Genomic DNA, 12504 nt, shown 5'->3' on the forward strand with positions numbered 1-12504 from the left:
GCCTGGCGGCAATAGCGCGGTGGTCCCACCTGACCCCATGCCGAACTCAGAAGTGAAACGCCGTAGCGCCGATGGTAGTGTGGGGTCTCCCCATGCGAGAGTAGGACACTGCCAGGCATCAAATAAACGTTATCAGCGTGACGGCTGGTAATGCGCAAATCGCAGAGCGCGATATTGCCGGCATCGAGAGATGCAACGTAAAAGAATCGGTGGAGCGGTAGTTCAGTTGGTTAGAATACCTGCCTGTCACGCAGGGGGTCGCGGGTTCGAGCCCCGTCCGTTCCGCCACTTAATTGATAAGCCCTGAGTCTCTGACTCAGGGCTTTTTCATATGCAAAATTCATAAAGCCTCGTCTAATTTGTCGCCCTTCCCGCCGCTTTCCTCAATATTGTTGCCTGTTGATCAAAAGTCTTATGCCGAACCTGGCGTTTTTGCTCACTAAAAATATTGCCATACTCTCTCGCATCGTTATTTATCCACTAATGAGAGAGTAAATATTGTGAGCATCCCTGCATTTGGTTTAGGTACTTTCCGCCTTCAGGATCAGGTAGTTATCGACTCAGTGAGCACAGCTCTGGAATTGGGCTATCGGGCTATCGATACCGCACAGATCTATGAAAACGAAGCGGCCGTCGGCCAGGCTATCGCCGCTAGCGGTGTGCCGCGTGACGAGTTGTTCATCACGACCAAGATCTGGATCGCGAATCTGGCTAAGGGCGCCTTAATTCCCAGTCTGCGAGACAGCTTGGCCAAGCTGCAGACCCCGTATGTCGATCTGACGCTGATTCACTGGCCATCGCCAAATGATGAGGTGCCTGTCGCAGAGTTTATGGCTGAACTGCTGGAAGCCAAGCGATTGGGGCTGACCCGTCAGATTGGTGTATCTAACTTCACCATCGATCTGATGCAGCAGGCGATTGATGCGGTTGGCGCCGATCAGATTGCGACTAATCAGATCGAACTGTCACCGTTCTTGCAGAATGAAAAAGTGGTGGCGTTCGCACGGCAACATGGTATCGCCATCACCTCTTATATGACGCTGGCGTATGGCAAAGCGTTGCAGGATGAGACGATCAAAAGCATTGCCGCCCGTCACAATGCGACGCCGGCACAGGTGGTTCTGGCTTGGGCGTTGAAACTGGGCTACGCGGTGATCCCTTCTTCGACCAAGCGCGAAAACCTGGAAAGCAACCTGTTAGCGCAGCAACTGACGCTGAGTGACGAAGATATGGCGCAGATTGCGGCGCTTGAAAGCAACGGCCGATTGGTCAGCCCGGAAGGCCTGGCACCCAACTGGGACTAATCTTCAGATATGAAGACCTCAGGCGCCCCAAGAGGGCGCCTTTTTATTGCTTTAGCCGCTCGCTGATAAAATCGATAAAGCTGCGCAGGCGGTTACTGACAGCGCTATCGCTGTAGTACACCGCGTTGATCGGCATTTCGAGTGGCAGCGTGTCTCCTACCAGAAGGGGAACCAGGTTCCCGCGTTTGACGTCTTCATCACTCATAAAGTCCGACAGGCAGGCGATGCCGTTGCCGTGCAGGCACAGGTGGCGCTGGGTTTCACCGCTGTTGGTGGTCAGCCCCGGAACGATCTCCAGTTGTCGACCATCGGCACAGGTCAGCGGCCAGCGGTTCAGATTGGGCAGATCGTTAAAGCCGATGCAGCAATGGTGCTCCAGGTCGGCTACCGTCTTTGGCGCGCCATATTGCGCCAGGTAGGCGGGGGAGGCCAGGATGCGTCGATAGCTGGCCATCAGCTTGCGCGCTTTCAGCGTAGAGTCCGTCAGCTCGCCGACGCGGATTGCGATATCCACTTTTCGTTCGATCAAATTGATGAAGTTTTCCGAAGAGACCAGCGATAGCGACATTTCCGGATAGCGTTCACGAAACTCGGCGACCAGCGGCGTCAACAGATGCAAGACGACCGGCGTTGCGGCATCGACGCGCAGCAGCCCCTGCGGGCGTTGACGGCTTTCCATCAACGCATTTTCCGCTGCGGCCATATCGCTCAACACTTTCTGCACCTGCCGAAAGTAGTTTTCGCCTTCCTGGGTCAGACTGATTTGGCGTGTCGTGCGGTTGAGCAGGGTTACCCCCAGCTTGCTCTCCAGCTTTTTTACCGTCCGACTGACCACGGAGTTGGCCTGCTGCAGGCGCTCGGCCGCTCGGCTGAAGCTGCCGCTTTCCACTACGGTGACGAAGGTGATGAGCTCGTCCGAATTCGCTTTCATTTTTGCTCCAAAGGCAAACTCTGTTCTAAATTTTTAGCGATTTCGTCATTTAAACACGTCGGAGCAACGTCGTCACCCACAGGAATCTGATTGCGCATATTCCTGTTTCTCCGTCTGCATTTTGCTGGCCCTTTCGCATTTTTCACCTCTGCTGCATCACCTTTACACTGCTATACCCTCAGAAGATTGAAATCGCCGCAGGCGGCCCCTATAACTGAAAAGGTTATGCCTGTAAAAGCCATGCCGTCTGTGCGGGGCAGGCGTATAATCAATTCACCGTTGGCGAAGTCTTCATCGCCAGTTTCATGCTAATGGGTTATAGGCGAATCGCGTGCCGAAACGAACTTATGCAATGAGGTATGTTGCAGGCCAGCCAGTTGAGCGAATCTTTCCTGGCGCCGTTAACCAGCCGTTGCCGCCAGGGGCGGCGCTGCCGACGACCGGCGCCTTGCGCGTTATGGTGTGGAATATTTTCAAACAGCAGCGAGCCGACTGGCTTTCGGTGCTGAAAAACCATGGCAAAGATGCGCAGCTGGTGCTGTTGCAAGAAGCGCAAACCACGCCGGAGCTGGTGAGCTACGCGACCGCCAACTATCTGGCGGCCGATCAGGTGCCGGCCTTTGTGTTGCCGCAGCACCCTTCCGGCGTGATGACGCTGGCGGCCGCTCATCCGGTTTACTGCTGCCCGCTGCGCGAGCGAGAGCCGCTGCTGCGGCTGTCCAAGTCGGCCCTGATCACCGTTTATCCGCTGTACAACGGTGAGCTGTTGATGGTGGTGAACATCCATGCGGTGAACTTTAGTCTGGGAGTCGACGTCTACAGCAAGCAGCTGGGGCCGATCGGCGAGCAGATCGCCAGCCACCGGGGGCCGGTGATCATGGCCGGGGACTTCAACGCCTGGAGCCGCAAACGTATCAATGCCTTGTATGACTTTGCCGGTGAGATGGCGCTGCGCGAAGTGAGCTTCGCCGACGATCACCGCCGTAAGGCTTTTGGCCGCCCGCTGGACTTTGTGTTTTATCGCAATCTTGGGGTCGTAGAGGCGTCGGTACTGGTGACCAGCGCGTCGGATCACAATCCGCTGTTGGTGGAGTTCCACCCGGAAAAAGATTCTCCCGTCTGGTGAATCGCAGGCAATAAAAAAGCACCCCGAAGGGTGCTTTTTTTGTGCCGGAAACTTAGGTGTCCGGCGTCAGCTTGTTGCCGACAAACAGGGTCAACTTAAGACCGGGTTGAAGGCTGTTGCCTTTACCGAGCGTTGAATTCCAACGCATCACGTCGTTAATATCGACGCCGTGACGACGTGCGATACTGGCAAGCGAATCACCTTTACGAACCTGATAGGTAATACTGCTGTTACCGCCAGTATTGCTGGCCACTTGCAGGGTTTGCCCAACTTTTATGGCGCTCTTGGCGCGTAAGTTGTTCCAACTCTGCAAATCGCTGGTCTTAACGTTCAGCCGCTTGGCAATGCCCGATAAGGTGTCGCCGGAGCGCACTTTATACGAACTGCCACTGGTCAAACCGCTGTTCTTCGCCAACTGCGTCGTTGGCTGAGTCACGGCGATCTGGCCATCGGCCAGCGAGTCTTTCAGTTGCTCGGCATGTCCTTTGGGAACCATGATGTAATGGGGCCCGTTGGGTGCCGTAACGCCTTTTTTGTAGCCTGGGTTATACGCTTTCATCTTGGTGACTGAAAGCCCCGCCATCTCAGCCGCCTGAGTCAGCTGGATCTGCTGCCCGACATCAATACGCGCCAGCGCACGGGTTTCATCCGTTTTCGGGAGTTTCACGCCGTACTTCTTGCTGTTCTTGATGATGTCGCTCAGCGCCAGCATTTTCGGGACATAGATTGACGTTTCACGCGGAAGCGACAATGCCCAGAAATTGGTTGGCTTACCCTGGCGTTTGTTTGCCTTCACCGCTTGCATCACGCGGCCTTCACCACTGTTATAGGCGGCTACGGTCAGTAACCAGTCGCCGTTAAACATGCGGTTCAAGCGCTGCATCATGTTAAGCGCAGCGGTTGTCGAGGCGACGACATCGCGTCGACCGTCATACCACTGATTGTTTTTCAAACCATAATTGCGACCCGTTTGCGGCACGATTTGCCATAGCCCTGCGGCGTTGGCACTTGACGTGGCGTGGGGGTCAAAAGCGCTCTCCACTATGGGTAGCAGTACCAGTTCCATCGGCATATTACGTTTCTTAATCTGCCCGACTATCCAGTACATGTACGGCTCTGCCCGTAATGTTACATCGTGGAGATAGCTCTTACTTTTTAAGTACTTTCTTTTCTGATCACGGATCCGGGAATTTTCCGGAACCTCCATCTTCAGCTCGTCGCTAATGAAGTTCCACAGGTCCTGTTGCGCGGCGGGACTGTTGTTATCCAACCACCGCGCCGAGCTCGCTCGGCCATTTGCTGTGTACTCTCCTGCTTCACCATCTTGACCAGCTGAAGACAAACTCTGTGCATGCTGTTCTGGCGCCGGTGCGTCCTGCCTGGACGACTGGCAACCCACTAGCAAGACTGAGGCGAGAAATATCGCTTTAGCCTTCATGTGTGTGTCAATGTAGTTGCTTAAAAGACGAGCAATAATACTTTGCTTCGCCAAATAACACAACTAAAAGCTTAGAAGTTATCTTTCCGCAGGCGTAATTCGGAAAAAACTGAATGAAGGCTTTCTGGTGGTGAATTAAAGCCTAATTTCTTTTGTAAATCAGCGTCATGGCAACGTAAAAACAGGTTAATTTTGCGCTCTAATTGCAATGTGGTTGGCACGCTGGCTTGGCCTTTTGCCCTTAACGCTTCGACATGTTGTTGATATGTTTCAATCTCTCGATCTTCCGGCAAAATAGCCCGCGCAAACTTAAGATTTGAAAGAGTATATTCATGCGCGCAGCAAATTAAGGTGTTATCGGGAAGTTGCGCGAGTTGTTGAAATGAGTCGTACATTTGTTTGGCGCTGCCTTCAAACAGCCTGCCGCAGCCGGCGGAGAAAATTGTGTCGCCGCAGAACAGATAAGGGGCACTATAGAATGCCACATGGCCCAACGTATGGCCGGGGACGGCGATAGTCTTGTATTGGCGGCCATCGATGGCAAAGGTGTCGCCGTCGCGGACGATGTGGTTGGCGCCTTTGTCCGCGGTTTCTTGCGGCCCATAGACAGCCAGGCCGGGATATTGCGCCACGATCTGCGCCACGCCGCCGACGTGATCGTGATGATGGTGGGTCAGCAGGATCGCCGCCGGCGTCAGCTGCAGGCGCTGCAGCGCTTCGAGCACCGGCTGCGCCTCACCCGGATCGACGATAATGCAGCGCCCCTGCCGGTCATCCAATAACCAAATGTAATTGTCCTGGAAGGCGGGAATGCTGATAAGATTCATGGTGTACCTCTCGTTGGCAACGGCTTGAAAGAAGATAATAAATCATGAAACCAGCCCATACTCTACAAAAGCTCACCGGCCCGCAGTCCTGGGCGGAGCTGCCGTGGGGGGAATACTATCGTGAAGCCCTCGAGCGGCAGTTGCAACCCTGGTGGCCAAAGCTGTTCGGTTTCCATCTGCTGAAGATGGGCATGCTCAGCGCCGAGCTGGCCACGGACAAATGCGCAATTTCCCATCAGGTCAACGTAGGGTTGGAGGGGGAAAGGCTGCAGGTGATCGCCGATGCTTATCAACTGCCGTTTGCCGCCAAGTCGGTGGATGCCTGCCTGTTGGCGCATACGTTGTCCTACGCGGACGATCCGCACCGCATGCTGCGTGAAGTAGACAGGGTGTTGATCGACGATGGCTGGTTGGTTATCAGCAGCTTCAATCCGTTCAGCCTGCTGGGATTGGGCAAACTGGTGCCCGGATTGCGTCGCCGCCAGCCCTATGTCAGCCGCATGTTTACCCAGATGCGGCTGCTGGATTGGCTCAGCCTGCTGAATTATGAGGTGTTGTACCAGGCGCGTTTTCACGTGCTGCCATGGCACCGCAAGGGCGGCAAGTTTTTATGCACTCATTTGCCGGCGCTGGGCTGCATGAGCGTGATTGTGGCGCGCAAACGCACCTTGCCGCTGACGCCCACGCCGATGAAACTGGGGGCGAGAAAACCTTCTCTCAGCCGCGCGGTGGGCGCGACCAAGAGCTATCGCAAACTGCCTTAGGCTTCCGGTTGGTAACCGACGTCCTCCTGCGTCGGCTTACCGGCCGCTTCGCGCGCCAGCACATCACAACGTTCGTTCTCCGGGTGGCCGGCGTGGCCCTTGACCCATTCCCATTTCACCTCGTGGCGCTGAATGGCCTGATCCAACCGCTGCCACAGATCGACATTTTTGACCGGCTTCTTGTCGGCGGTTTTCCAGCCGCGCTTCTTCCAGTTATGGATCCAACTGGTGATGCCCTGGCGCACATACTGGCTGTCGGTGCTGAGCGTCACGGCGCAGGGCACGGTCAGCGCTTCCAGCGCCACGATCGCCGCCATCATTTCCATGCGGTTATTGGTGGTCAGACGAAAACCCTCGCTGAAGGTTTTTTCCGTCTGCTTATAGCGTAATATCGCGCCGTAGCCACCGGGGCCGGGGTTGCCAAGGCAGGAGCCGTCGGTGAAAATTTCTACCTGTTTGAGCATCTCTGGTAGACTCTTCCTATCAGTTTTATAAAAGCCAAGTCTGACATAAACGAGCGCTGTGAGCACTGCAATATGATCTCTACAACCACCAGACAAATTGTCCTCGATACCGAAACCACCGGTATGAACAAGCTTGGGGTGCACTACGAAGGGCACCGCATCATCGAAATCGGTGCGGTGGAGGTGATTAACCGCCGCCTGACCGGGCGCAATTTCCACGTTTACATCAAGCCGGACAGGCTGGTGGATCCGGAAGCCTACGGCGTACACGGCATCAGCGACGACTTCCTGGCCGACAAGCCGACCTTCGATCAGGTTGCCGAGGAATTCCTCGACTTTATCCGCGGCGGCGAACTGGTGATCCATAACGCGGCGTTCGATATCGGCTTTATGGATCACGAATTCCGCATGCTGCAGCAGGGCATCCCGAAGACAGAGACCTTCTGCACCATCACCGACAGCCTGATGATGGCGCGCCGCCTGTTCCCGGGCAAGCGCAACAACCTCGATGCCTTGTGCAGCCGTTATGAGATAGACAACAGCAAGCGTACGCTGCACGGCGCATTGCTCGATGCCGAGATCCTGGCGGAAGTCTATCTGGCGATGACCGGCGGTCAGACCTCGATAGCCTTCCAGATGGAAGGGGATACCCAGCAAAACGACGCCGCGCAAGAGATTCAGCGCATCGTCCGTCCGGCGACGGCGATGAAAGTGGTCTACGCCAGCGACGAAGAAGTGAAGGCGCACGAGGCGCGTCTGGATCTGGTGGCGAAGAAGGGCGGCAGCTGCCTGTGGCGCGGAGCGCCGGCCGAATAACGGCGTTTTTGCGTGAAAAAACCTCACCGGATGAACCTTCGTTGAAAAACTGTGCAAACGGTTCATTTGGTGAGAAAAAGGCGTTGACGGAACCGAAAGGCGTCCGTAATATGCGCCTCGTTCCCCCGCAAGAGGGAATGGCGCGGAGCGGTAGTTCAGTTGGTTAGAATACCTGCCTGTCACGCAGGGGGTCGCGGGTTCGAGCCCCGTCCGTTCCGCCACTATTCAGAAGCCCTGAGTTAGCGATAACTCAGGGCTTCGTCGTTTCCGCTCTCGGCAAAACGGTGCGGCCCAGGGAACGGGGCCGGCAGACCGGCCCCTTATCCTCAGAACAACACCGAGTAATTCAAACCGAAGGTGCGTCCACGGCCTTTATAGCTGTACAGCTCAGGCGAACCGTAGGTTGGGCTGTACAGGATCGGCGCGCGTTGGCCCCAAACGGTGGTGTACTCCTTGTCCAGCAGGTTTTCCACGCTGAAGCTGATTTTCCCCACCGGCAGGGCATAGCTGCCGAGGAAATCGAGGGTGTTGTAGCCATCGATCTTGCGGCCCTGAGTGGAATTGGCCTTGGTGTAATCACCGTCGTCCGACACGTCGAAGGTCTGCTGCGACTGTAAGCGCAGATTCCAGTCGCCCGGCGCCCAGCCGACATAGGCGGTGACTTTCGATGGGCTGGCGGTATCCACCACCAGCTTCTTCCATTCGCCGTTGACCTTGGTTTCGGAACGGATAACGTTGAAGTTGGTGCCGGCGCTCCAGTCGCTGTCTTCAAAGAAATAATCCACCGCGCCTTCTACCCCGTAGATGCGGCGCTTATCCGCATTGACGTTGATGGTCATGTCGGTTTTGTTGATGGCGATGCTCTTGTCGGACAGCGAGTAGTAGGCGGCGATTTGCGTGCGCAGGTTATCGCCGGTATAGCGCCAGCCCAGCTCGTAAGCATTGACCTTGATGCCTTCCAGCCTGGAATCGCCGACGTTAACGCTTTTCAGCAGTTGGTAGTGGCCGCCGTTCAGCGCGTAGGTGCCGTTGCCGTAATACTTGCCCGGATCCGGGATCTCGAAGCCCTGAGAGAAGTTGAACCAGGTTTGCTGGCGCTCGGTCAGGTGAGCCAACAGGCCGGCGTTGAACAGCGCATTGTTGTAGTCGGTTTTCCCTCCCGGAATGGCGTCGGCGGAGGCGGCGGCACCGGTAGCGATCGCCTGCTGCTGGTTATAACCGACGAAGTCGTCGATTTTGTTTTCGGTGTACTGGTAACGCACGCCGCCGCTCAGGGTGAAGATCGGGTTGATGTCGTAACTGGCCTGCAGGAACGACGCCAGATTGCTGGTGGTATAGCTCGGGTAGCGGCCGGTGCTGTAGGCGTTCTCCAGCGTCATGCCGCCGGACTGTTGCGCCTTCGCCAGGTTAAAGAACTGTTGGTTAGCGTTGAAGCTCTCATGCTCGGCGTCGATGCCGTAAGTCAGCGTCAGCGCGTCGACAGGTTTGCTGTTTAACGTCAGTTTGCCGCCGTAGAAGTCGGTTTTTTGCTGCGAGGCGCCAATGCTGCTGACGTAATAGTTCGGCGCTTTGCCCGCCAGCGTTGGGAACGGGTAGAAGGTCAGGGTTTCGTCGCGGTAGTAGACCTGCGCCACCAGATCCTGGCCGAGGAAATCGGTGTTGGAATACTGCAGGTTGATCAGATGGCGTTCGGTGCCGGGGATGCGGTCGGAATCTAAGCTACCGCTGTTGTAGGCCTTGGCGTTGCCGGTCACCGCCGCGAAGTTTTCTCCCAGGAACAGGCCGTGGTCGCCGTCAGACTGGCTTTTGTAGTATTGGGTGGTCAGCTGCAACTGTTGATGATCGTCGATGTTGAGGGTGCCGGTGCCCATCACGTCGAGGCGATCGGAATACTGCAGGCCGGTTTGGGTGTTGTCGATCAGCACCTCGTTGCCTTTGCCGTCATACCAGCCGCCGTAGCGCTGGTAAGAAACGGACAGGCGCCCCGAGGCGTTGTCGTTGCCGCCGCTGACCGCCGCCGCCACATTCTCGTCGTGATCGTTATGGCCGCCAAAGCCGGTTTTACCGCCGATCTGCAACTCGACCTGCTGTTCCGGTTGCCCCTTTTTGGTGACGATGTTGATCAGGCCGCCGGTGCTGCCGCCGCCGTACAGCGAGGTCGCGCCGGAAATCACCTCAATATGATCGATATTGAATGGATCGATAGAATCCAATTGGCGGCTGTCGCTGCGCGATGAGTTCAGGCGTACGCCGTCGATCATCACCATCATCGAACGGCCGCGCATATTCATGCCATAGTTGGTGCGGCCCTGGCCGCTGACGTCCATGCCGGGGATCAGCTGTGCCAACATGTCCTTGATCTCTTTGCCGCCCTGGACCTGCTGTTCGATCTCCTGGCTTTCAATGACCCAAGTGGTCTGCGCCATTTCCGCCACGCTGCGGTGCGAACGGCTGGCGGAGACCACCAACTGCTCTTCGTTGCCGGTTTTCTGATCTTCTGCCCAAGCCGCCGGCGCAAGCATTGCCAGCAGACAAGGGTTCAATACCCAAAGGTGTTTGCGTTTCATCGTTATTTCCCAGGTGATTTTGTTATTACTCTATTTTTGAGAATGCTTCTTTTATCAATAACGTTTCTTGTTATCAATAAAATCATGATATGATTTTTTGCGATACATTAACGTAATTAATTAGTTTTATTAACATTTTACCCACTGCGCGATCGAGCACCCCACGCCGTCAACACGGCAGCCGATCGGCCATACGCGCAAGCGACAGCGTTGCCGGAGAATCGAGAACATGTCCGCCAGCTACAGAATTTTTGATATCACCCTGAAAAGCAAAACGCTGATTTCACCTTCGCTGGTGCGCTGCGTGTTTGAAGGTGCGGATATTCATCGGATGAAGCTTGAAGCGCCGGATCAGCGCATCAAACTGTTGTTCCCGGCGGCGGACGGCCAGAGCCCACAGTTGGCCAACGGTCCGGACTGGTACGGCGATTACATGGCGATCCCCAAAGAACAACGGCCGGTGATGCGCACCTATACGCTGCGTGCGCTGCGCCGTGAGCAGAATCAGATGGACGTCGAATTCGTGCTGCATGGTGTGAACGGCCCGGCTTCCGCCTGGGCGACCCACGCCGAGCCGGGTGACGCCATTCAGACGGTCGCGCCCAACGGCGAGTTCGGCGGCGACAGCGGCGGCTACGAATGGGCGCCGCCGGCGCAGTTGCAGCAGGCGCTGTTGATCGCCGATGAGACGGCGGTGCCGGCGGCGATGGGCATTCTGGAGCAGCTGGCGCAGCAGGCCAATCCGCCGCGGGTGCAGGCGTTCTTCGAAGTGCCGGTGGCGGGGGATTGCCTGGATTTGGCCCGTTTCCCGTTCGCCGAGGTTTACTGGCTGCCGCGCGACGTGGGCCGCCAGTTGGCGCACGGTACGCTGCTGGTGGAAGCGGTGCGCCAGCGGGTCGATATCCCCGCGTCGGCGTGCGCGCAGGCGCAGTCCCTGGCGGAAAGCAGCCTGAGCGATGAGGTGCTGTGGGAGCGGGCGGCAGGCGGCAACGCTTTTTATGCCTGGGTGGCGGCCGAGTCTTCCACGGTGAAAACGCTGCGGCGTTATCTGATCGGCGAACGCGATCTGGATCGCGCTACCGTCAACTTCATGGCCTATTGGTGCTGAACGCGCGGCCCTTTTCCGGCATTAACGCGGGAGCAGGGCATGCCGCTGCCATTCCCCACCAACGAATAATCGCTTGCCAGCGGGTAGTTCGACCGTGTTATGTTCCGCTGAAACGAAGGTTACAGCGAGAACGATAATGCAACGGTTCGACGAACGCCTGCGCCGCGACTACCCACAGTTGACGCCGCAGGAGCAGCGGGTGGCCGACTTCATCTTCGATCACTATGACGATTTGATCGGCTACAACAGCGCCGAGTTGGCGCGTCTGAGCGGCGTTTCCAAAGCCACGGTCAGCCGCTTGTTCAAACGGCTGGGCTACCCCAACTACCGCGCCATGCGCGATGAGCTGCGCACCCTGCGCCAAAGCGGCATGCCGCTGACCGACAGCCGCGATGCGGTGCAGGGCGATACGCTATTGGCGCGGCACTGTAAGCAGGAAATGGCCAACCTCACCCGTTGGGTAAAGCAGATCGATGCGGTACAGTTCAGCGCGGCGATCGCCGCACTGGCGCAGGCGCGAAGCGTGATGCTGCTGGGGCTGCGCAACAGCTATCCGGTGGCGATGCACCTGCGCCAGCAGCTGATGCAGGTGCGGGAGCAGGTGCTGCTGGCGCCGCAGCCGGGGCAAACGCTGGCGGAAGATCTGGCGGGGCTGACGCCGCAGGACATGGCGGTGGTGGTGGCGTTCCGTCGCCGGGCGCGCCAGATAAAGGCGCTGCTGGCGCTGTTGCAAAGCCGCGGGGTGCCGACGCTGCTGATCTGCGAACCGCAGGCGCAGGCGTTGTTCCCGCTGGCCAACTGGCACTTGACCGTGCCGCTCGACAGCGTGTCGGCGTTCGACAGCTATGCCGCCGCCATGAGCCTGGCCAGCCTGCTCAGCAATGCGTTGCTGCATGAGCAGCTGGCGCAGGGGCGGCAGCGCATTCACCACGTCGCCGAACTGTTCCAGGCGCTGGACGAACTGGAGCTGCGTTAAGCGCGGCAGGTCATTTCCCTTCCTGCACCTGCCGCCGTTTAAGGCGGATCGGTCACCTCATTTTGTTACTTTGGTTTCATTAATTGATCATAAGAATCTTTTGTTTCAAATGAATCCCTATCGGGAGTAGGCTGTTGGGCAGCAAACAAACGTCATGTCGACGCTGACGGCATAACTCAATAA

At 57.0% G+C, this 12504-nt stretch carries 11 protein-coding genes, 2 tRNA genes and 1 rRNA gene; 9 read left to right on the forward strand and 5 right to left on the reverse strand.

The genetic code is table 11. The features are described from left to right. Window position 1 precedes the first annotated feature (1 nt). The 3 genes from rrf (at window position 2) to dkgB (ending at window position 1304) form a co-directional block, all read left to right on the forward strand. Window positions 2–117, forward strand: a 5S ribosomal RNA gene (rrf, locus tag ACK3CV_RS04710). Window positions 118–211: 94 nt separating this feature from the next. After that, window positions 212–288 (forward strand) — tRNA-Asp (locus ACK3CV_RS04715). 212 nt (window positions 289–500) lie between these two features. After that, window positions 501–1304: a 2,5-didehydrogluconate reductase DkgB gene (gene dkgB / locus ACK3CV_RS04720; protein WP_033649906.1), complete on the forward strand. Its 804-nt coding sequence runs from the start codon at window positions 501–503 to the stop codon at window positions 1302–1304. Window positions 1305–1347: 43 nt separating this feature from the next. Here dkgB and yafC read toward each other — a convergent pair whose 3' ends face one another. Further along, window positions 1348–2235, reverse strand: coding sequence for a DNA-binding transcriptional regulator YafC (gene yafC, locus ACK3CV_RS04725; protein ID WP_033649907.1), 888 nt, complete (start codon window positions 2233–2235; stop codon window positions 1348–1350). Window positions 2236–2566: 331 nt separating this feature from the next. Here yafC and ACK3CV_RS04730 point away from each other — a divergent pair, with 331 nt between their 5' ends. Beyond that, a complete protein-coding gene (locus tag ACK3CV_RS04730) occupies window positions 2567–3361 on the forward strand; it encodes an endonuclease/exonuclease/phosphatase family protein (protein WP_028127832.1) in 795 nt (264 codons plus the stop codon). Between the two features lie 52 nt (window positions 3362–3413). Here the strand turns inward: ACK3CV_RS04730 and mltD are convergent, their stop codons facing one another. Beyond that, window positions 3414–4799: a murein transglycosylase D gene (mltD, locus tag ACK3CV_RS04735; protein ID WP_199885916.1), complete on the reverse strand. Its 1386-nt coding sequence runs from the start codon at window positions 4797–4799 to the stop codon at window positions 3414–3416. A gap of 71 nt (window positions 4800–4870) precedes the next feature. Further along, window positions 4871–5626, reverse strand: a complete 756-nt coding sequence (gloB, locus tag ACK3CV_RS04740) for a hydroxyacylglutathione hydrolase (protein ID WP_033637191.1) — start codon at window positions 5624–5626, stop codon at window positions 4871–4873. Window positions 5627–5670: 44 nt separating this feature from the next. Between gloB and ACK3CV_RS04745 the strand changes: the two genes are divergently transcribed. After that, window positions 5671–6390, forward strand: a complete 720-nt coding sequence (locus ACK3CV_RS04745) for a class I SAM-dependent methyltransferase (protein ID WP_164040381.1) — start codon at window positions 5671–5673, stop codon at window positions 6388–6390. Here the strand turns inward: ACK3CV_RS04745 and rnhA are convergent. Beyond that, window positions 6387–6854 carry a ribonuclease HI gene (gene rnhA, locus ACK3CV_RS04750; RefSeq protein WP_004930193.1) on the reverse strand — a complete coding sequence of 156 codons (468 nt, stop codon included), beginning with the start codon at window positions 6852–6854 and terminating at the stop codon, window positions 6387–6389. The two genes, ACK3CV_RS04745 and rnhA, sit on opposite strands and share 4 nt — an antisense overlap. Window positions 6855–6926: 72 nt before the next feature. On the opposite strand from rnhA, the gene dnaQ reads away from it, so the two are divergent. Further along, a complete protein-coding gene (gene dnaQ, locus ACK3CV_RS04755) occupies window positions 6927–7670 on the forward strand; it encodes a DNA polymerase III subunit epsilon (protein ID WP_164040379.1) in 744 nt (247 codons plus the stop codon). A gap of 144 nt (window positions 7671–7814) precedes the next feature. After that, window positions 7815–7891, forward strand: a tRNA-Asp gene (locus ACK3CV_RS04760). A 105-nt stretch (window positions 7892–7996) separates the two neighbouring features. On the opposite strand, the gene ACK3CV_RS04765 is transcribed toward ACK3CV_RS04760, so the two are convergent. Next, window positions 7997–10237 (reverse strand): TonB-dependent siderophore receptor, encoded by a 2241-nt coding sequence (locus ACK3CV_RS04765; protein ID WP_060429231.1) that lies wholly within the window; start codon window positions 10235–10237, stop codon window positions 7997–7999. A gap of 229 nt (window positions 10238–10466) precedes the next feature. Here ACK3CV_RS04765 and ACK3CV_RS04770 point away from each other — a divergent pair, with 229 nt between their 5' ends. Both ACK3CV_RS04770 and ACK3CV_RS04775 read left to right on the forward strand, forming a co-directional pair. Beyond that, the gene (locus tag ACK3CV_RS04770) at window positions 10467–11345 is read left to right on the forward strand and encodes a siderophore-interacting protein (RefSeq protein WP_041033385.1); all 879 of its coding nucleotides are present in this window, start codon (window positions 10467–10469) and stop codon (window positions 11343–11345) included. A gap of 136 nt (window positions 11346–11481) precedes the next feature. Beyond that, window positions 11482–12321, forward strand: coding sequence for a MurR/RpiR family transcriptional regulator (locus ACK3CV_RS04775; protein ID WP_164040378.1), 840 nt, complete (start codon window positions 11482–11484; stop codon window positions 12319–12321). Window positions 12322–12504 lie beyond the last annotated feature (183 nt).

The organism is Serratia sp. TSO36 (assembly GCF_057808395.1).